Source organism: Shewanella metallivivens (genome assembly GCF_028750675.1).
In the GTDB taxonomy this organism is placed as follows: Bacteria; Pseudomonadota; Gammaproteobacteria; order Enterobacterales; family Shewanellaceae; genus Shewanella; species Shewanella metallivivens.
Genome location: NZ_JAQQPZ010000001.1, coordinates 484,967 through 505,262 on the forward strand (window position 1 = coordinate 484,967; position 20,296 = coordinate 505,262).

Consider the following 20,296-nt stretch of genomic DNA (forward strand, 5'->3'; position numbering starts at 1 on the left):
CAACATAAAATCTCAATTTATAAGGATGTAAAATGGAAGTCGATGTATTTAACAGAACCCACACCAATGACAAAATTATCAGTGGGTCTACTTACAACTTTATCATTGGCTTAACGCTGTTATGGGGTTTTGCCATCAATTGGCTTATGGTGCTGAACATTTCGGTTGAATCAATCAGCAGCATTAATCCTATTGTCTTTTTTATTGGATATTTTGCCTCATGTTTTTTAGGGGTTTATCTTTTTAGCAAATCAGATAAGCCTATTGTGAGCTTTATTGGCTATAACTTTGTGGTGGTACCGTTTGGGCTGATTATTAATCTTGTGGTGAGCCAATATAATCCCGATATTGTGCAAGAGGCCATAAGGGTTACCGGCATGGTAACGTTTGTGATGATGCTGTTAGGTTCAATGTATCCAGCATTTTTTAAAAAGATAGCGGGTGGATTAACTATTGCGTTGATTTGTGTGATTGTCGTGGAACTTATTGAAATATTTATTTTTAATACCCACCATGGCATTTTAGACTGGATTGTTGCGCTGATTTTTTGTGGTTATATTGGCTATGATTGGGCTCGAGCTAATGCAATCCCAAAAACAGTTGATAACGCCGTCGATAGCGCTGCAGCCTTATATATGGATATCATCAATTTGTTTTTACGAGTACTCAGAATTCTAGGGCGAAAATAGTCTTCAAAGAACGATTCTTATCAGCGTTCAAATGAAGCTAATCCCATTTGATTGCATCTGGATTGCCATGATGAGCTGTGCCAATCAGAGCCGGACATTGACAGTCTATTACTCTGGAATTTTAAACGATAGGCGTTGTTGCCCAGACGCTTTCGTTCGTACCAAAGGTAAAGCGGATATAAGTGGCTAGTTCATTTTGAGTTATTGGGCTCTTTTTCTATGTTGCAGCACCATAAAACCTTCCCATAGAGTGTTATGTTTATTTGTACTGCTATATTAATTTTTGCTAAAACTCCGCTTGAGTTTATCATTATGAAAACACAGAAATGTTAATTGTGGCATATTTAATCCTAGCCTCCAGCCTGCCCAATACCCATTTTCAACGCGTGTAAAAGTCACTCTCGGATCTGAAAATTATTATGCTAAATGGAGTTAAATAAAACATTTTTCCCATTGAAGCTAAAAGTAATACAACAATACGTAGGCTGATAGCAACCCAGCGATCCATAGTACAGTAGTGCCCACGCGCCAAGATCGCGCGAACACGCTGCGCTCTTGGCTATCTGCTGTATGCGGTTGGCCTAGATAACGCACTACCATACGTTGTAAAAGTTTTTGCAAGCTGTTTCGTTGTTGCGAAATAACTTCACCTAGTGAGCTAACTGCTCGTTCGATCAACTTAACCAATGAAAAGCCCGCACGTCGCCAAAGCCAATCTGTATCGAGACTAATCGTCATGGTTCGCTTCATTAGTGGTAATAATACAAAGAAAGCTAATCCTGAAAATAGCAGCAACTGCAAGTAGAACAGCACTTTACCAATAGAGTAAGGTTGGTAGTCAACAGGGTAAGGTAATAGGGCATAGAGTATTTCTGGGAATACACCCAGTAAAATGCACATACTAGCAAAAATGATCATCGCCAGCCCCATATTCCATGGCGCATCTTTTGACCTTAAACCTGAGTCTTTTTGGAAAAACACAAACCATGGGAATTTGATGCCAGCATGAAGAAATACACCGGCCGACGCGGCGGTTAATGCCATGTAAACCCAGACTAAATTTCCATCGACAGCGGCCTGGGAGATCATGCTTTTTGTTGTAAAGCCTGAAGTCAGTGGAAAACTTGAAATCGCTAGCGCGCCAATAATACCGCAAACGCAGGTAAGTGGCATGGTGCGAAATAGCCCCCCCAACTCTATACATTTATTTTTCCCTGTGCGGTATATAACAACACCAGCACTCATAAACAGTAGTGCTTTATATATAATATGTGCAAAAGCATGAGCCGCAGCCCCATTAAGCGCCATTTCGGTACCAATACCTATGGCAACAACCATAAATCCGACTTGGTTAACTACGGAATAAGAAAGGATACGACGCACATCATTTTCCAATAATGCGAAAATAATACCGTACATAACCATAAATAGACCAATGCCAATCAGCACTGATTCGCCTGGGAATAATAATATCAGTGCCAGTACAGCTGTTTTAGTTGTAAATGCCGACAAAAATACTGAACCCGTGGGTGTGGCTTCTGGGTATGCATCGGCTAGCCAAGCTGACACTGGTGGTGCCGCGGCGTTTATCAATATGCCAATAAGTATCATCCATGTACTGAAATTTGTTGCTAGCATAGGTTGGATTTGGATAGAACCAGTCTCAAGTACGACACCTACTATTCCAACTTTAAGTATTACGCCTCCGAGAAAATGCATGATGGCATAACGCATTCCAGCTGCGCGTGAACCGAGCGTACCACCACACCACACCACAATGGTAGAGAATATCGCCATGAGTTCCCAGTAAACGAACATGGTAATAAGATCGCCGGCAAAACAGACTCCTATAGCGCCTGCAGCGTATGTAAAGGCTGCGGCAAGTTCATACCAACGTGCTATACGAAATGAAAACAGACCTCCAACAAAGACCATTATGGTAAAAATAGTCGCAAATAATCGCCTTAGCGGACTACCTTCGACAGGTTCAATGTTGTAAGTAAGAAATTTTACCGTGCTCTGGACTCCGTCAGGGATCTGCCATATGGCCAACAGGGTAATTATTGGGGCGATTAATATGAACGTTGTTCGTGCGTGCCCTTTAACCAAACATATCAGTACAGCAGCAATTAGCAGGATAAATGCTGGAGAGAAAAATTCAAACCCCATTGCGATTCTCCTTTACCTTGTCATGACTAGGTGCTGAGGTTTTAATTTGTTCTGGTTCATCATAATAGTCCTGAGGACGTTTCAGAAATAGCCCTAATAATTTCGCTATTAATACCATCACCAGGCAACTGACAAATCCATAAACTGCACCGAACCCAAACCAGCCATCAAAGCCGAAATAACCTTTAACGTATATTACTGTCTGCGCAAGAACCACCAAGGTCAGTACAACACTGAAACCAATCCAGAGCTTACGAATAGTTGACGGCCGTACTAACCAGTGTAATTGTTTATCGTCATTCATTTTAACTGAGCCCCTTAACAACTTGGCTTGCCAATTCAATGACTGGACCGTTAAATAAAAAGAAAGCGAGTGTCAGTATGGCGGTCAAAGTCAATGCCAACACAGTTAAAAACGGTGCTTCGCCGTGATCCTTTTCACCTTCTTTTTCGTGTTCAAACCAAACTAGGTATAAAATTGGCAAAAAGTAAGCGGCATTAAGAAGGGTACTGGCAATGATGGTGAATACTGCCACGAGATTATTTGCTTCGAACGCGCCGGCTAAAATGTACCATTTGGAAACGAACCCCGCAGTGGGAGGGACACCAATCATACTTAATGCACCAATTGTAAACGCCGTCATTGTCCATGGCATACGTCTACCAATACCACGTAATTGATGGATTTCAGTCTTTTTAGAGGCAACATAAATTGCGCCAGCAGCAAAGAACAATGTGATTTTACCAAAAGCATGAGCGACCATATGCAAGGCAGCACCAACTTCAGCGAGCGGCTTAAGAATAGCTGTGGCCATGACGACATAAGATAACTGGGCAATAGTGGAGTAGGCTAGCAGACGTTTGATGTTGGTTTGGCGCAATGCAACAAGACTCGCAACAATGATGGTAAATGCAGCAACATATAAAAGCCATTCTGAGCTCGGTGATTTAAATAGATATTCAATACCAAATATATAAATGATTATCTTAGTGATAGCAAAAACACCTGATTTAACTACCGCAACGGCATGGAGTAAGGCACTCACTGGGGTGGGGGCTACCATCGCGGCGGGTAACCATTTATGCATCGGCATGACAGCCGCTTTACCGATACCAAATACAAATAGTGCCAGAAGCAACCCTATTTCTGGGTCATTCAACTTACCCGCGAGGATCCCGCCTGCAGTAAAATCTCCTGTACCTGCCACTGTATAAGTCCAGATGATAGCAGGAAGGAACAAACCAATAGATGTACTCAGTAAAACACCCAGATAAATCCTTGCCGAACGTATCGTAGCTGCATCGCCTTTATGTGCGACTAAGGGGTATGTAGAGAGTGTTAATAATTCATAGCATAAAAATAGAGTGAATAGATTGCCAGCGAAAGCAACACCAACAGTGGCTGAAAGAGCTAACGCGAAGCATACAAAAAATCGAGTTTGGTTTTTCTCTTTATTACCGCGCATGTAGCCAACGGAATATATCGAGTTGATAAGCCAAAGCCCAGATGCCAATGCCGCAAATAGCATGCCCAGAGGTTCAACAGTAAATGTAATACTTAGCCCAGGCATCACCTCGCTTACTTCTATTGAGGGGCTTTTACCTTCCATGAGAGTAGAGATGAGTCCCCAAACAACCCAGATTAGTGAAACAGACGTAATAGCGGTTGCAGCTTCGCGAATATTAGGGCCTATTCGCCCGGCAAGGGAGATAGCGAGAGCGCCTACTAGAGGAAGACCAATAGCGACTAATATTGTAGTTTCTGGTGTCAATTTGAACCCTCCAATAGAAGGGCTGCTGCACTATTTGCGAGTTCTAATGGAACCTGTGGAAACAGTCCGAAGTATATATTGAGTAGCGCAATAAAACCGGTAACTAATAACATTTGTATTGGTGCTTCAGATGTTGGGCCTTCTCCTTCGACAGGAGCTTGGAAGTAAAGCGCCTCAACGATGCGCCAAACATAAACCACCGCCATCAAGGAACTGACTAGAATAATTGCGACTAGCCCGCCCCCCCAAGGACCGCTTTCCAAAGCAGCGGTGATAAGGAGCCATTTACTAATAAACCCTGCAGTGCCAGGCACGCCGATTAAGCTCAAACCACATACAACAAAAGCAGCACAAGTCCAGGGCATACGCGCAGCAGCACCACCGAGTTGATCTAGGCGCAAATCACGATACTGATAAGCTAGACAAGCAACTGCCAGAAACAAGCCACCTTTTGCTAGCGCATGGTTGAACATATGCATTGCGCTGGCGCTTAGTCCAGCCATGCTGACAAAACTAACACCAAGCAAAATATAGCCTATTTGTGCTATAGATGATGAAGCAAGCCGCCTTTTAAGATGTCCTTCGAACATCGCAACTGCAGAAGCAATCAGTATTCCGAGAATTGACAAAGGCATCGCAAACAATGCGAACTGAACTTGGTGATCTTCAAGCGTGGCTTGAAATATCATATAGTCAAATCGGATAAGTACATACAGTGCAACCTTGGTCGCGCAAGCAGCGAGAAACACAGTCACCATGTGCGGAGCATGTGTATAAGCGTTTGGAACCCATACATGTAAAGGAAACACAGCAGCTTTAAGGGCCAACCCAATGGTGATGAATCCAGCAGCAACTAGCACTGGATTTATATCGGTCACATCACCGAGGCGATCTTGAATATCGGCTAAGTTAAGCGTGCCGGTCATCATGTAGATTAGACCTACACCAATTAGATAAAAGGTTGCGCCAATAGTGCCCATCATTAGATATTTGAACACGGCTGGAAGAGCCCGGCGGTCTGGACCTCCAGCAATTAATATGTAGCTGGCCAGAGATGATATTTCCATGAAAACAAAAATATTGAAGGCATCTGCTGATACGACAATACCCACCAGTCCAGATAAAACCAAAAGCCAGGCCGCATAGAAAAGTGGTTGGCGTTCTGATTCAATTTGCTGATCAATACTGGGTTTGGCAGCGAGTAAGGCAGCTGTGCTAGCTCCCGTGATCACCAGCAAAACAATGGCACTAAACGTATCAACCGACAGTGCTATGCCATAAGGTGCGGTCCAGCCGCCCATAGCGTATTGGAGGGCTTGTCCGTCTAAAACTGCCAAAGTGAGCGCAACGGCGATGGAAAAACTCACTAGTGCAACGGCAGTTGCTCCGGCCCAAGCTAAACCTCGCGGTTGTAACAGGACGATAAGCGGTGCCGACAACATCGGTATTACAACTTGCAAAGCTGGAAGGTGTGCTAATAAATCCATAGTAGTCAGTCGGCATCCAAAATTTCGGTTTCTTCAATCGTGCCATAACATTCCTTGATACGCACAACCATGGCCAGTCCCAATGCGAGGGTTGATACTCCAACAACGATGGCTGTTAGTATCAGTACCTGTGGTACTGGGTTTGAAAATATTTGATCTTCTACACCGCTTTGTATGATGGGGGCTGTCCCACCTTCTACCTTGTCCATAGTGATATACATAAGAAATACAGCAGATTGAAATATAGATAATCCAATGAGTTTTTTTATCAAATTGGTTTTGCTAATCACGGTATACAGTCCCACCGTTAAAATGATAGCGAATACCCAATAATTGAAGTAGCCCAGCAGTTCTAATAGTTTCATGACAATCTTTCTCGGGCAGCGAACGCATGGAAAATGGCCAGAAGTGCACCACAAACGGCCATGCCAACGCCGGCCTCGATAATTAATATACCCAACTGTTGTCCAAACACAGGATCAGCGGCTAGTACTGAATAATCTAGAAATGTTCCTCCCATCAACATGCAAACCACACCCACGCCGCCATATAGCGATGCACCGCCTATAACCATACCCAACAGCACCCCGCGAGGTATTGCGCGCAACGCTTCGGATTCACCTTCGAGCAACGCGTAAAGGATTACGCCTGTGGCAATAATTGCACCCGCTTGGAATCCTCCGCCTGGGCCATATTCGCCATGGAATTGTACATAAAGACCAAATAACACGATAAACGGGATCAGCAGTCGGCCAACCACTTGGGGGATCAGGTGGTGGCGTAGACCACTACTTTTTTTAATCACTGGCTGATTTTTTCGTGACGGGCTCACACCAAGAATGAATAAAACCCCAATACAAGCAGCGAAAACAACAAACACCTCGCCCAGCGTATCATAGCCTCGAAAGCTGCCAAGAATTGCGGTGACCACATTGGGAATATCAATATACTCAGGCGTTTTTTCTAGATACCAAGGCGCAAGATGTTGATGCACTGGGGCATCAGGGTCGCCGAGCCGTGGTTTGTCGAAAGTGGCGTATATTATTAGCAATGCCAGAACGCCCACAGTTCCTAGAGCGACCCACCGACCTCCAACTCGAGCTTTTTCCCGGTCACCAGTCAGCTCTAATGCACAGAGGAAGATTACCGTTGTCACTCCAGCACCCACCGCAGCTTCTGTTAGTGCTACATCAGCAGCGTCCAAAATAAAAAAGTTGGCCGCCATGAGTAAACTGAAAATAGATGTCAGCATTACCGCGACAAACAGGTCGTCGGTGCGCACTATAGCAATGGCGGTAATGACGAGAAGGGTCAGTAGAAATAGCGCAAAAATTAAGATCATTCTCCAGCTCCTTCTTTGGGTAATTTGTTAGCCTTGGGGGCGTCGCTGGCACTTCCTTCGTCTGGCTTGAGACCGGATAATAGCGCGGCATTGGCCAACGCATAGGTAGCTGTTGGGCCTGTCAGCAGCAAAAACAGCATAATAGCAAACAGTTTAATTGCGGCTAGAGACAACCCGGCTTGTAGGATCATACCAACAAAAATTAAGATAGTTGCCATGGTATCAGTAAGGCTAGCGGCATGAATTCTAGTGTAAAAGTTTGGCAGACGCAGGCCGCCTATACCGCCGATTAACACGCAGGCCCCCCCGAGAACGAGTAATATCCAACTCAGAATATCTAACGCAAAATCAATCATTTTCTGCCTCGGAATCAGATTTTCTTCGGGAACGATTTTGGAAAAAATTTAATACTGCAAGAATCCCGACCATATTGATCAGGGCGTAGGCCAGCGCAAGATCAAGGAAATCAGGCCGACCGTAAAGAAATGCAATGACGGACAGTAACAACACGGTCTTGGTACCAAACACATTGACTGCCAGTACGCGATCGTAAACGCTTGGTCCTTTAAGTGCTCTCACTAGGGCCAATACCATGGTCACCAAAATGGCTAAAGAGACAACAATATACATAACTAACGGGACTCCAGTGCTGCGACTCGTCGATTTGCTTCGCCTTTTTGTAATTCTTTTGCACTTTCACTGGTCAGGCAATGAATCAATACTTTCCCCTTGTATAAATCTAACGTGACGGTTCCTGGAGACAGGGTAATGGAGTTGCCAAGAATGACTTGGCCCATGTCCGTTTTGGCTTCCGCTTCAAGCACAACTACGGTGGGGCTTATAGGCATTGAGGGCTTCAGGATGAGCTTGGCTACGTCCAGACTCGAAATAATAATCTCTCGAAGCAGCCACAACCAATAGCCTGGCAGGCGAGGCATCAGTCTAAGTAAATTGGTATTATTCCTGAAAAAGCCCATACGATTTGCTAAGTAAATGCTGAGCAAGCAGGACAAAACACCCAAACTCATGACGAGTGGTTTATAGAGTCCTGACCAGAGAAGCCAAGATATTGCTAAAATAAGCAAAAGTAGCAAAACAGACGAGAGTCTTGTTTCGCCGCGTTGAAACGTATGCTGGGCTAGAGTTAATCTCATAGTTTGCAGGGGTAGTTTTTCAGTAATGATTGATAGACGACTTCCATCGCCGGTTCATTTTCTTTGCTGCTATCTTTTTGGGTGATTAGATCGGCGACGATGACGTTAGCTACATCGCGCAATAACAGCGGATCTCCAAGGCAAAAACCGGCTAAGCCTGCGGCTCTAGAACGGTCTAAACGGTTTGGCATACGAGTGCGAATCGCGCGTTCTGAGAAGGTCTCTTTACTGGCGAGGGCACTTTCTGCATTTAGCATGACTCTTGCATCGGTCGCTATTGCACCATCTATAAAGCCTTGAATATATCTGACACAATACTGACCATCAGCGCTTTCTGGTTCAGAATGAAACAGTGCACAGTGCGATGATAGTTCTTGAGCCGTCAGAACTTCTATTGCCTTAGCAGGTGGTACTGACAATAATTGAACGGCCAAGAAAGCGAAAACCATTAAGGGGAAACTACTTTTTGACATATAAATCCTTTTTGTCTAATGACTTAACTGTATACAATTAATCATAGTGCTAAAAGTCTATTTTAGTTTTTTTTTTCATCAATAAAAAAATTGATGATGTATTTTAGAAAAAACATTAGATGAGAGAAAGTATATTCTGGAGTCATAGGGTAAGTTCAATTAGGACATTATTGGGCGCAGGCCATATCTTAAACCAACACCGATATTTTCACTGCGTAGTTATAAATAGTCACTGAACAATGGGAGGTAACAAACAAGCTACCATCAAGGTTCGTTATGCAAACCATTTAAAAATTTATCGCGAATAATCGACTAATGTTGAACTCGTTTTCGCTTGGCTACACTAACTATTACATACTCCAAAGCGGAGCCAGTACCAAAAAGGATTTTGTATGCAAAGAAATAGTTTACTCGTTATTGCAGGTTGCTAAAGTATCTTTGCTGCCTTATTACATATCAGCTGCATATTTGGTGGCAGATTGGTATCTCTTTTTTGGTGCTGGTGAAAGCATGGCTCAAATGGCTGCAGCCGGGGAGACTTATCCCACCATTGTCACTTTAATTATCGCTGTGGTGCTTTTTGTTTGGCGGCTTTATGCATTTTCGGGCGCAGGCTTAATTGTTAAGTTGCCACTTCTAAAAACATGTTTAGTGTTAATCACTGCTGTATATCTCATTCGTGGTGTGGCGGGGGGCATTGTACCTTTTTTCACGTCAGCCTCCGAGATCCATCAAAACGCTATGGCTTTTTGGTTGGTGAGTTCAATCGTTTGTTTTATTTATGGTATTTACTATTTACTTGGAACAAGGCTGTTATGCCGGTAGTTTTCCAACAACAAATATCAAGGCTCTATTTATAATAGGAAAACCATCATGGCTTTTAATGATTTATTTAGACTCAGCTCCCATGCAGTAATCACTAATGACGATGGCCAAGTGCTGTTATTAAAAGCCAATTATGGCGACAAGCATTGGGGTTTACCGGGTGGTGGGCTTGACCCTAATGAAACTATTCATCAGGCATTGCTACGAGAATGCCAGGAAGAGTTAGGCTGTTTGGTGAAGGTGAATTATCTATCTGGGGTGTATTTTCATTCAGCTTATCAATCGCAAGCGTTTATTTTTCGTTGTGAGTTAACCCAAGAGGCCGTGATTAGCTTAAGCGATGAGCACAGTGATTATGCATTCTTCGCTGTTGCTGACTTATCTTTAGTGCAGCAACAACGAATTAACGATTGCCTAGCGTTTAACGGTCAGGTTTTCAGCGCTGCTTTCTAAGGCCGCTTGATGCCAGGTGGTTAACAGGCGCATGATATCTAGTGAGTCTTGCAATTGTGCTAATGGTCTTGGCACTGTGTATTGTTTACTGTCTAGGGCCCCTAGTACCGCTTCTACCTGGTAGTAAAATCCGTTGCCTTTGGCTTCAACATTAACAACTTCTGCATTTTGCTCATATAACCTCACCGAAAAATGATTCCCCTGAGCTTCAGGTAACCAAGGATTTGAGGTGAAATCAATACTTCCTAAGCTGCCTAAAATGGTAAATCCGGCGTGTAAGCCATAATCTTCAGCTGTGTGTAAAAGACATTGCACACCGTTAGCATAAGTCACAATCGCCGTAGATTCACAAATATTGCCATCTTGCCCGCGTCGGCCTGTTGCCTGTAGTTGATATTGTTGGCTGATATTATTGCCAAATTGTTGCTGCATGACCAATTGCATCAAAGATGCAGGGTAACAACCAAGATTAAACAATGCGCCAAGACTGGCCGGATTAACAAATTGGCTGATAGCCGCGCAATACTGGCCGCGAATACTTTTTATCTCACCAATCACCCCAGATGCTATGGTTTGACTTAACTGTTGCATAAATGGATGCGCAAGATACATTAGTCCTTCTAAAAAGAACACCTTGTTGTGCTTAACGGCATCAAGGCTGGCAATGGTTGAAGGCATATCTACCGACAGCGACTTCTCACATAAAATCGCTTTACCTGCATTGGCTGCTTTAATCACATATTCATGGTGTAAATGATTCGGCAGGGCAATATAAATCACATCCACAAGTGGGTCGTTAATTAATGCTTCAAAATCAGTAAATTGATGTGCGATGTTATATTGCGTTGCAAATTCAGCTAACGTTGTTGTGTTACGACCTGCAACAGCATATAGCCGACTTTGGCCTTGTGCTTTTACTGCATCCGCCATTACACCAGAAATAAAGCTGGTGCCTAAAATACCCCAATTAATCATTTTACTCATTGGTTATACCTCTGTAGCTAGGCGTTGATAGTCAAAGGCTTGTTTAAGCTCGGTTAAACCAGCTTTAATAAAGGCTTGAGTATGAGGCGCGACAAAGTGGGCATCAAAGGCGGCTTGATCATCATAACGTTCCCAAAACACAAATTGCTTAGGGTGAGTTTTATGTTGAGTTGCCATCGCAAGTGAGCAGCCTGATTCGCTATTCATGTCGGCGCAAAATTGACGGATTGCAGCAAGGCCTTGGGATAACGGTACGTTATCTTTTATGTGAATTTCAGCAGTAATAAATATGCCTGCTTGATCTAATTTGTAATCCATAACAACTCCTCAAGAATGATGGCTCATCGTAAACCAGTTTTCATGACGGCAACATCGCTCGTTGGTGTTTACAGAAAACACTGTAGGTTTATGATTGGGAGTGAATATGGATAAATTAACCGCAATGCAAGTGTTTAGCTGCGTAGCTGAACAAGGTAATTATGCTGCGGCGGCGCACCAGTTTAATATTAGCCGCACTATGGTGGGCAAGCGCATCAATCAGTTAGAGAGTTATTTAGGCGTTAAACTCCTCAATCGCACCACACGTCAACAAGCGTTAAGCGAGTCGGGTCAGTTTTATTATCAAGAATGTAAAACCATTTTGGCAGCCATTACTGCCGCTGAAAATACCTTACAAAGTATGACGGGCACGATTAGCGGTACCATTAAAATGAACGCACCAGTGAGTTTTAGTAATACAGTGTTAGCACCCATAGTTAATCGGTTTTTATTGCAGTACCCGCAAGTCGATGTTGATTTACGCTTAGACAATAACCTTGTCGACCCGATGTTAGACAGTGTTGATATTCTGGTACGCATTGGTGAGCTTGGCGACTCAGCATTGATTGGTCGGCATATTATGGATTATCACATGCAATTTTGTGCATCCCCTGAATATTTAGCCAATCATTCAACGATTACTGCTATTACCGATTTACATGAACATCAATGCCTTGGATTTAGTTATTCGAGCAATGGTTCGTTGTCGATTGCGCACCAGCAAATATTTGGTAAACGGCATTTTAGATTGTCGTCAAACAGTGGTGTGGTGCTGACGCAAGCTGCCATTGATGGCTTAGGTGTAGTGTTACAGCCTAGTATCGTGGTGAAACAGGCAATAGAGGCAGGCCTCTTGGTTAATATTACGAGCTTAACCCCAACAGAAGCCATGCCGATTCATTTATTGTATAAGGATAAAAACGTGCTGTTAAAAACGCGTTCATTAATCGCGTTCATTAATCGCGTTCATTAATCGAGTTTATTATTGAGCAGCTTAATTGAGCAATAAATTTTATTTAAGACTTAATCATCCCTTTAAGTACAATATCCTCATAGGTTACAAAGCCTAAAATACTGCCTGACTCTACTACGGGGGCTTTATTAATGTTAAAGCGTTCAAATAACCTTGCCGTATAGCGTACATCCATATCTGCAGGTACAGAAAACACCGGTTTTATCATAATTTCATAAATATTGGTGCGCTCGGGGGACTTATCTTTAGCGAGAACCTTCCTTGCTATGTCACTCATTAATACCATGCCGTATTCATCATGTTCATTGCGTTTATCGACCACCAAAATACTGACATTTTTAAGAATGGCCACTTGGATTGCTTCTGCAACTGTGTGCATGCCGTCCACCATAGCGTAACGGTTATTCATCACATCACGATTTAGAGTAGGGGCTGACTGTGTCATATTTGGTCCTCAATATCTTTGCTTAACTTTTCAACCTGATGTGCAACACCGACGGCATCTTCAACATCGATTTGAATTGCAATGCCTTTACCGGAGTTAGTATCAAATTCGCCCACTTTAGCAATGGTTTCTAAAATACAACGGCACATATGTTCTTCAACTAACCATAAAATGACATCTCGCTGAACATCTAATGTAAGGCCCATAAAGGTTTTCTTTTTTTCTAAGCCTTCACCTCGTGCATGATTAATAACCGTGGCGCCAGTGGCACCTGCAAGGCGTGCTGCATCGAGCACTTCGTCGGTACAGTCTTCGTCGACAAAGGCGACGATCAATTTAAAGCGCATAGGTTACTCCTTAATCGCTTTACGTTTAGATAAATAGTCAACGACTTGGGCATAACCCATGACGGTGATCATCGGAAATAAACTGGCAAAGGCGATTAAGCCAAAGCCGTCAATGAGCGGATTTCGTCCTTCAACATTAGTTGCTAGCCCAAGACCTAATGCGGCCACCAACGGAACCGTGACTGTTGATGTAGTTACGCCGCCAGAGTCATATGCCAAAGGTACAATCATTTTTGGTGCATAAAAGGTCTGAATAACAACAATCACGTAACCGGCCATAATGTAATAATGAATGGGGTCACCAACGACAATACGAAAACAGCCTAAGGTAATACCAATGGCCACACCAATCGCGACAGAAATACGCAAACCTTGAATACCGATCGTGCCTGCAGAGACTTGATTGGCTTTAATGGCTACGGCAATCAGTGACGGTTCTGCAATAGTGGTACTAAAACCAATGGCTGCGGCAAACACATATACCCACACATAATCCTGCCAAACAAAAGGATCTGTACTGCCATTTGGGTGTAAAAACTCATTAGTGGTTAATTGGTTCGCCATGGTTTCGCCAATAGGGAAGAGTGCGAGTTGTAACCCGACTAAAAAAAAGGTCAGGCCTATTATCACGTAAATAAATCCGAGCAGCACTTTTCGCCAATGGTGAACTGGGCGTTTAAGTACACCAAGTTGAAAGCCAAATAAAATCACCGCAATAGGGATAACATCGCGGGCAGTGAGCAACAATGTGCTAATTAGCTCAGTAAACAAATTGACTCCTTATCGCACGCATCAGTTTAAAAACACCATGCCGTAAATTAATACAAAAATCATTGGGCTAAGGCTGGCAAAAGCAATGAGGCCAAAGCCATCTAACATTGGGTTTCTGCCTTTAATAACACTGGCAAGGCCGACACCTAATGCCGTGACCAAGGGTACAGTAATGGTTGATGTGGTCACGCCTCCAGAATCGTAGGCAATACCAATAATATTGGCAGGGGCAAAACTGGTGAGGATCATCACTATGATGTAGCCACCAATAATTAAATAATGAATTGGCCAGCCTTTGAGAATGCGGATCACGCCAAGTAAAATGGCTAAACCCACCGAAATCGCTACTGTGATACGCAGCCCCATAGCATAGGAACTCATGGCCTGCTTATTGGCATCAATCGCACCTGCATTGGCGGCAACTTGTGCCGCTTCATTGGCGACCGCCGTGAGCGCCGGTTCAGCTAATGTGGTACCAAACCCCAAGGAAAAAGAGAAAATCACTAACCAAAAGATGCTACCTTTTCGAGCGAGTGCTTCTGCTAATGATTCACCTATGGGGAACAAACCCATTTCTAAACCAAACACAAAAAATGTTAGTCCCAAAACGATAAAGAGTAAGCCAACAAGAATTGAACCTAGCTCAGCAGGCACTTGATGTAGCACAAATATTTCAAAAAAACTGACCACTAAGATGATGGGGACAAGGTCTTTAAAGCTACTGAACATGGCTTGGAGCAATTTACCAATGGCAGACATCTATACTCCTGTGATGATAGTGATGGGTACCGATACCGTTTAGTCGTCGTGTTGATAGATATAAATAATAAGAGCTTTATTGAGTGTGACGGTCTGTAGTCATATCGCAACATATTGTTTACACTGGTTTTCATTAAGTTGACTCAGATCATAAAAATCAGGCAAACTGTGCTGTACATTTTTGGCTGCTTATTTACGTATTGTGCAATAAGGGGTTTCAGATAAAAATAAAAAGGACTTTAACCATGAAAAAAACACTTTTACGCTTAGCCATTATTGCCGCGTGTGCAAGCCATATGGCCTACGCTAACCCTACGAATATGGTCACGGATACGGTCGATTTCTCAAAAGCTTATCAGCAGTATAACCAAGCCGTTGAAGCCAATAACCCTGCCGATATCATCAGCTATGCCCAGCAAGCTTACGAGCTTGGTACTGTAAAATTCGGTGCACACAGCATTGATAGTGCTAAGTTAGCCATGAACTGGGCTAATGCCATTGTTGCGCAGTCGAAGCAGAACAATAATGGCCGGGTGGTGCAAGATGAACAGGTGATAAAAGCCCAACAATTATTTGAGTCTGCTTTAGCGGTATATCGTCAAAAGTTGCCTGAAAATGACATTGCCTTGGTTGATCCGCTCGTGGGTTTAGCTGAAACCACTGCTGATGATACGTATGCAAAAAAAGTGTTGTTTGAGGCGATTGATATTGCCCAAGAGGCGGATAATGAGCTGACCGAAGCTGAAGTGAAAACCATGGCTTTTTATCGTCTAAAGAGCACGGAGTTTTATACACGTGCGGTGAGAGGGTTTGCTTTTGACGCTTATGATATTTATGTTAAAAAATTACCTGAAAACGCAATAAAACGCGTTAATGCCACTTACCTCTATGGAGCATTAAACGAAGCGATGGGTAAGCACACTAAAGCTGTTGATGCTTTAGTTGAAGTGATAAAACAATATCAAGCGTTACCTTACAGCCATCCGCATGAACTGCGTGCCCATGCACTGCTCGTTGATATTTATCAAAAGCAAGGCCAAAGTGATCAAGCCACTGAGCATTGTATTGCCATAGGTAAAATGACGCCGTGGAATGATCAACAAGAACAAACGCCGTTATTTAGAACGCCACCAGATTACCCAATGTCTTATGCAAAGCGTGGTAAAAGTGGTTGGGTAAAATTACAATTTACCGTTGATGAGCAAGGTTTTGTGCAATCTCCACAGGTGCTTGAGTCAAAAGGTGGCAGTCAATTTGAGAAAGAATCAATTGAGGCGCTCAGCCAATGGCGTTACGCGCCCAAATTTGTGGATGGTAAACCGGCAAAGGGCACTTCAACAGTGCGTTTAGACTTTACCCTAGGATAATGTATTTATTGAGTCGTGAATTAGCTTAATAAATACATACTCAACATACCCACACACACAATCACAAAGCCAGATTCAATCATGAACTGGCTTTTTTGTAGCTGTTTTTTACCTTGCTTTAAAATGGTCACCAGTTGGTTTTGTTTGTATATTCTGCACGATATTAATGAGGTTTGCGGGTCGGCTATGAGTTGAAAACGGCACTTTTTACCGTTATCGAGCAATACATCATGCATACTTTGTAAACCAAAATTGAATTTACGCGACACCACTTTGCCGTTAATAAAAACCCGCTCCAGGCCACACCAATTGCTGGCATGTAATTCAATATTGTCTTGATTAAGATGGTAAGAAAATTTAATCATAATGCTCATCCTTTCACATGATAACTGCGTGTTTACTTATACCTATCATTCAAAACTGCATTAACATTGACACTTTTTAATCCTGTTATTAATAAAGCAGAGCAATGTGACATTTTCCAGCACACAAATATGAACAATTTAAGAAATTAGCCTATGTTATTGCTGGCTATGGGAATATTTATTTTTATATTTTTAGTTGCAATGTAGGATTGGTTGAGCATGGGAGAGGTAATACCAATCCGCATTAGAATGTGCTCTTTTAGCGAAAGTTATCAGTGAGCGAGACGAGCACTCATTGTTATAACCCCCGCTTAAGCGAGTGCTGAATAAGTGTGTAATGAGATGAGTTTAGGTTGAATTAAGCGCGGTAATACGCTTTAAGTAAATCTTTCCAGGTAATTATACCAACGATATGGTTATTTTCTAATACAGGAAGGCAGCCGATGTTATTGTCTACAATAAGCTGAGTTGCGAGGTTTATGTCACAATGGGGAGCAATGGTAATAGGGTTATGGCTCATCACTTGATGAACCCGTTTTTGTAAGGTCTCAGTATCTCGAATTAATTCAGCCGCAGTGCCAATATTGGGGCTTAACGCACTTAAAAAGTCTCGATGCGATAAAATGCCTGTTAAGTGATTGTCTTCATCGATAACCAGTAAGTGGTGAAAGCTGACATTATCGAAAATCTCTTTAGCCAGTGACAACCGATCATCCATTTCGATAGTCACAACACGGGTAATCATGATGTCGGCCACGCTGATGTAACGATGTGATGTCGTCGTTGTGTCATTTGTTGTCGGATCAGATGTCTCTGTCGATATTGTCATAGGTGATTCTCCACTCATTTATCTTTTTATATCAGATAAATAATAGCGTAACAATCATTTAACGCTCTATAAACTCATCGAAACACCTTATTTGAACCATACTCATGAGGTAATGGGGTGTTGGGATAAATGGCCCGCTAGGTACTTTTGATATTTAATGGGTTTGAGTTGGTGAATATCCACCAAGACCAAACCATCAATGCAATCGCCAAATTCAGGGTCGATACCAAAGTCTAAAAATTTAACCCCTTGGTTGTCGCACAGTTCGCCATATTGTTTAAATAGCGTTGGTACTGATACTGCCATATTGGCTAACGTCCGTTTGAGTATTTTAAAGTCCTCAGCGTAGTCTGTGCCGTTAAACAAGTGTTGTAATTGGGTTACCCTTTCAGGCGTATATTGATATGAATTAAATGAACTGGCTAATACTTCATCTGTTGAGAAATGATGTTGATAAAAGAACACTATCATTTCTTTTGCCTGCAACGGCATGCTGTCACTTAACGACACAGGGCCAAATAAATAGCGATATTGGGGGTTTTTCACTAAGAAGGCACCAATACCTTGCCATAGGTATTCTAGACTACGACGGCCCCAATATTTGGGTTGTACAAAACTTCGCCCTAGTTCTAAGCCTTGTTCAAAGTAAGGTTGAAAGGCCGGCTTATAGTCGAACAATGACTGGCTGTAGAGTGAGTCCTTGCCGACGCTTTCATGTAATGCTTTTGCGCTGGCAAAGCGATAGGCGCCGACGATTTCTAGGTCATCTTTGTCCCACAAGACTAAGTGAAAGTAATGATTATCATATTTATCAGTATCACGACGCTTACCCGTGCCTTCACCTACGGCGCGAAAAGCGATTTCACGTAAGCGACCAATTTCACGCATTATTGCGCTACTTTGCTGATGTTTATAAAGATAAATTTGTTTGTTGTCTTGGGTTTGCCCGAGTAACTCGCATTGTGATAAAGCATGTTGCAGTTCGCTGCGTTTTTCAGGGTGCGCAATCGCATTTTGGGTAGTAAATAAAGGGCTGCGATTTTTACCAATGCGGTATAAATGATTTTTAAGCAATTTAACTTTGGTTTTGAACGGGAAATCCTGGTTGTTAACCACTTCTTTGGCGATCAATTGTCCGATACGTACCGGCATCACTTGGTCGGCTTGTTTAAACATCTCTTTAACTAACAGCAAGGTGGCTAATGGCTTGTATATCATTGATGCACCGTAAAATGTGGCTGAGTTTTTGGCATCAACAAATATGGGCAGCAAGGGTGAATTACAGGCTCGGGCCATTTTTAAAAATCCTGAGTGCCAATGTAAATCCGTTACACCCGTTGGCCGTAAACGAGACACTTCACCAGACGGGAAAATCAGTACAGCACCTTCGTTTTTAAGGTGGTGATGAATCTCGTCTAAATGTTGTTTGGGTGTACCACCTGTCATATTACGTACCGGCAGTATAATGGAGTGTAAGGGTTTAATGGCCATTAATAATTCATTGGCAACCACTTTGATGTCTGGGCGAACTTGGCTAATCAGTTTAATCAGGGCGAGGGCATCGAGCGAGCCTATTGGGTGATTGGCGTAAATGACCACGCGGCCTTCGTGCGGGATATTTTCAACCTCGTTATTGGGTACGCTATAAGTAAAATTCAAGCATGCTAAAATTTGCTCGACAAAGTCTACTCCGGATAAATGCGCATGTTCATTTGCAATCTCATTACATTGTTTTTCGTGGAGTAAATAACGCAACATGGCTTTAGTGGGGGCCGCCAACCACTGCTTGTTGTGCACATTTGGAAGGTTTTTTTCAACCACATTATCGACAGTAAATATCATGACCTTATCCTTTTTATGCAACGTGCTGTTTTTGAGGTGTGATGGGGGTGTCATGTAGATGACTTAGCTCAATGCTGGTCATTGTCTCTGCTTGTAGGGTTTGCTCATTCCATTTGAGCAGTTGCACATCGCCTTCAAGTGTTTCGGCAATCAAGGTACAGCTTTCTACCCAATCGCCGTCGTTGGCGTAAATTAAGTGCTGCTGATTGATGATGTGCTCAGACAGTTCTGGCTGGTGGATATGGCCGCACACCACCATGTCGACCTGTTTTTTCGCTGCGTAGCGCAATACGGCATCTCGATATTGATTAATGGCTTGCTGGGCCTTATTTACCCGCAGCTTAATAAAGCTGGCCAGTGACCAATAGGGGTAGCCCATCGCACTTCTCACCGCATGCAGTTGTCGGTTTAACCACAATAAAACATCATATAAATGGTCGCCTAATTTGGCGTAGGTGCGGCTAACACACACTTGGGAGTCAAACTGATCGCCATGAAGCATTAAAAACCGTTTGCCATTAATGGACTCATGGATGTGCTGTTTTGCGAGGGTGACACCTCTGAAGTGACTGTCAGCATAAGCTTTAAATGCCTCGTCATGATTACCGGGAATAAATACGACCTGAGTGCCGTTACTGGCAAGCTCTAGAATTTTTTTGATGACTTTGTCATGGCTGTCTGGCCAGTACACTCTTTTTTTAAGGGCCCATACATCCACAATATCACCGACCAAATATAAGTAATCACTTTGACTGTGGTTTAAAAAATGCAGTAAAAAATCTGCTTTACAGTCAACGCTGCCAAGATGAACGTCTGATAACCACAAGGCATGAAATGATTGGATCTGTTGAGGGTGAGTCAGGTGTGAAATCGGCTGTCGTTTTGCCAGCGCTGTTGTTTGATTGCTATCAGTCATCTTCTGCCAGTTTCCC

24 protein-coding genes and 1 pseudogene are annotated in these 20,296 nt (G+C 42.9%); 5 read left to right on the forward strand and 20 right to left on the reverse strand.

Annotated elements, in window-relative coordinates; genetic code table 11:
* The first annotated feature begins 32 nt into the window (after positions 1-32).
* Positions 33-689: a Bax inhibitor-1 family protein gene (locus PQR79_RS02045; protein ID WP_238103492.1), complete on the forward strand. Its 657-nt coding sequence runs from the start codon at positions 33-35 to the stop codon at positions 687-689.
* A gap of 459 nt (positions 690-1,148) precedes the next feature.
* Here the strand turns inward: PQR79_RS02045 and PQR79_RS02050 are convergent, their stop codons facing one another.
* Genes PQR79_RS02050 through PQR79_RS02095 form a run of 10 tightly spaced genes read right to left on the reverse strand, consistent with a single transcriptional unit; the run spans position 1,149 to position 9,086 of the window.
* Positions 1,149-2,858 (reverse strand): Na(+)/H(+) antiporter subunit D, encoded by a 1,710-nt coding sequence (locus tag PQR79_RS02050; RefSeq protein ID WP_238103493.1) that lies wholly within the window; start codon positions 2,856-2,858, stop codon positions 1,149-1,151.
* Positions 2,848-3,162 (reverse strand): hypothetical protein, encoded by a 315-nt coding sequence (locus tag PQR79_RS02055; RefSeq protein ID WP_238103494.1) that lies wholly within the window; start codon positions 3,160-3,162, stop codon positions 2,848-2,850. The genes PQR79_RS02050 and PQR79_RS02055 overlap by 11 nt, the downstream gene beginning before the upstream one ends.
* Position 3,163: 1 nt before the next feature.
* On the reverse strand, positions 3,164-4,630 hold the full coding sequence (locus PQR79_RS02060; RefSeq protein WP_238103495.1) for a monovalent cation/H+ antiporter subunit D family protein: 1,467 nt from the start codon (positions 4,628-4,630) through the stop codon (positions 3,164-3,166).
* Positions 4,627-6,117, reverse strand: a complete 1,491-nt coding sequence (locus PQR79_RS02065; protein WP_238103496.1) for a monovalent cation/H+ antiporter subunit D family protein — start codon at positions 6,115-6,117, stop codon at positions 4,627-4,629. Before PQR79_RS02065 ends, PQR79_RS02060 begins: the two co-directional genes overlap by 4 nt.
* Before the next feature lie 5 nt (positions 6,118-6,122).
* Positions 6,123-6,482, reverse strand: coding sequence for a cation:proton antiporter subunit C (locus PQR79_RS02070; protein ID WP_188916495.1), 360 nt, complete (start codon positions 6,480-6,482; stop codon positions 6,123-6,125).
* Entirely contained in the window at positions 6,479-7,459 is a 981-nt protein-coding gene (locus PQR79_RS02075) for a DUF4040 domain-containing protein (protein ID WP_238103497.1), read from the reverse strand. Before PQR79_RS02075 ends, PQR79_RS02070 begins: the two co-directional genes overlap by 4 nt.
* Positions 7,456-7,815, reverse strand: a complete 360-nt coding sequence (mnhG, locus tag PQR79_RS02080) for a monovalent cation/H(+) antiporter subunit G (protein ID WP_238103498.1) — start codon at positions 7,813-7,815, stop codon at positions 7,456-7,458. Before mnhG ends, PQR79_RS02075 begins: the two co-directional genes overlap by 4 nt.
* Positions 7,808-8,089 (reverse strand): MrpF/PhaF family protein, encoded by a 282-nt coding sequence (locus tag PQR79_RS02085; RefSeq protein WP_238103499.1) that lies wholly within the window; start codon positions 8,087-8,089, stop codon positions 7,808-7,810. The genes mnhG and PQR79_RS02085 overlap by 8 nt, the downstream gene beginning before the upstream one ends.
* A gap of 2 nt (positions 8,090-8,091) precedes the next feature.
* Positions 8,092-8,613, reverse strand: coding sequence for a Na+/H+ antiporter subunit E (locus PQR79_RS02090; RefSeq protein WP_238103500.1), 522 nt, complete (start codon positions 8,611-8,613; stop codon positions 8,092-8,094).
* Positions 8,610-9,086, reverse strand: a complete 477-nt coding sequence (locus PQR79_RS02095) for a Rap1a/Tai family immunity protein (RefSeq protein ID WP_238103502.1) — start codon at positions 9,084-9,086, stop codon at positions 8,610-8,612. The genes PQR79_RS02090 and PQR79_RS02095 overlap by 4 nt, the downstream gene beginning before the upstream one ends.
* 434 nt (positions 9,087-9,520) lie before the next feature.
* Between PQR79_RS02095 and PQR79_RS02100 the strand changes: the two are divergent.
* Positions 9,521-9,911 (forward strand): annotated as a pseudogene (locus PQR79_RS02100) (hypothetical protein).
* A 48-nt stretch (positions 9,912-9,959) separates the two neighbouring features.
* Positions 9,960-10,364 (forward strand): NUDIX hydrolase, encoded by a 405-nt coding sequence (locus PQR79_RS02105; protein ID WP_238103504.1) that lies wholly within the window; start codon positions 9,960-9,962, stop codon positions 10,362-10,364.
* Here the strand turns inward: PQR79_RS02105 and PQR79_RS02110 are convergent.
* A complete protein-coding gene (locus tag PQR79_RS02110; RefSeq protein ID WP_238103506.1) occupies positions 10,326-11,348 on the reverse strand; it encodes a Gfo/Idh/MocA family protein in 1,023 nt (340 codons plus the stop codon). The two genes, PQR79_RS02105 and PQR79_RS02110, sit on opposite strands and share 39 nt — an antisense overlap.
* Before the next feature lie 3 nt (positions 11,349-11,351).
* Entirely contained in the window at positions 11,352-11,666 is a 315-nt protein-coding gene (locus PQR79_RS02115) for a putative quinol monooxygenase (protein ID WP_238103507.1), read from the reverse strand.
* Positions 11,667-11,772: 106 nt separating this feature from the next.
* Here PQR79_RS02115 and PQR79_RS02120 point away from each other — a divergent pair, with 106 nt between their 5' ends.
* Positions 11,773-12,639, forward strand: a complete 867-nt coding sequence (locus tag PQR79_RS02120) for a LysR substrate-binding domain-containing protein (protein ID WP_238103508.1) — start codon at positions 11,773-11,775, stop codon at positions 12,637-12,639.
* Between the two features lie 43 nt (positions 12,640-12,682).
* On the opposite strand, the gene PQR79_RS02125 is transcribed toward PQR79_RS02120, so the two are convergent.
* Genes PQR79_RS02125 through PQR79_RS02140 form a run of 4 tightly spaced genes read right to left on the reverse strand, consistent with a single transcriptional unit; the run spans position 12,683 to position 14,961 of the window.
* Positions 12,683-13,084 (reverse strand): CBS domain-containing protein, encoded by a 402-nt coding sequence (locus PQR79_RS02125; RefSeq protein WP_238103509.1) that lies wholly within the window; start codon positions 13,082-13,084, stop codon positions 12,683-12,685.
* Entirely contained in the window at positions 13,081-13,431 is a 351-nt protein-coding gene (locus tag PQR79_RS02130; protein WP_160052915.1) for a P-II family nitrogen regulator, read from the reverse strand. Before PQR79_RS02130 ends, PQR79_RS02125 begins: the two co-directional genes overlap by 4 nt.
* Before the next feature lie 3 nt (positions 13,432-13,434).
* A complete protein-coding gene (locus tag PQR79_RS02135; protein WP_238103510.1) occupies positions 13,435-14,202 on the reverse strand; it encodes a DUF1538 domain-containing protein in 768 nt (255 codons plus the stop codon).
* Between the two features lie 21 nt (positions 14,203-14,223).
* Positions 14,224-14,961, reverse strand: coding sequence for a DUF1538 domain-containing protein (locus PQR79_RS02140; RefSeq protein WP_238103511.1), 738 nt, complete (start codon positions 14,959-14,961; stop codon positions 14,224-14,226).
* Positions 14,962-15,206: 245 nt separating this feature from the next.
* Between PQR79_RS02140 and PQR79_RS02145 the strand changes: the two genes are divergently transcribed.
* Positions 15,207-16,328 (forward strand): energy transducer TonB, encoded by a 1,122-nt coding sequence (locus PQR79_RS02145; protein WP_238103512.1) that lies wholly within the window; start codon positions 15,207-15,209, stop codon positions 16,326-16,328.
* A 20-nt stretch (positions 16,329-16,348) separates the two neighbouring features.
* Here PQR79_RS02145 and PQR79_RS02150 read toward each other — a convergent pair whose 3' ends face one another.
* The 4 genes from PQR79_RS02150 to PQR79_RS02165 all read right to left on the reverse strand — a co-directional run bounded on the left by PQR79_RS02150 (position 16,349) and on the right by PQR79_RS02165 (position 20,280).
* A complete protein-coding gene (locus PQR79_RS02150) occupies positions 16,349-16,693 on the reverse strand; it encodes a hypothetical protein (protein WP_238103513.1) in 345 nt (114 codons plus the stop codon).
* Between the two features lie 358 nt (positions 16,694-17,051).
* Entirely contained in the window at positions 17,052-17,438 is a 387-nt protein-coding gene (locus tag PQR79_RS02155) for a CBS domain-containing protein (protein WP_238104165.1), read from the reverse strand.
* 186 nt (positions 17,439-17,624) lie between these two features.
* Complete coding sequence (olsF, locus tag PQR79_RS02160; protein WP_238103515.1) at positions 17,625-19,364, reverse strand: bifunctional ornithine lipid synthase OlsF; 1,740 nt, start codon at positions 19,362-19,364, stop codon at positions 17,625-17,627.
* A 13-nt stretch (positions 19,365-19,377) separates the two neighbouring features.
* Positions 19,378-20,280, reverse strand: coding sequence for a UDP-2,3-diacylglucosamine diphosphatase (locus PQR79_RS02165; protein ID WP_238103516.1), 903 nt, complete (start codon positions 20,278-20,280; stop codon positions 19,378-19,380).
* Positions 20,281-20,296 lie beyond the last annotated feature (16 nt).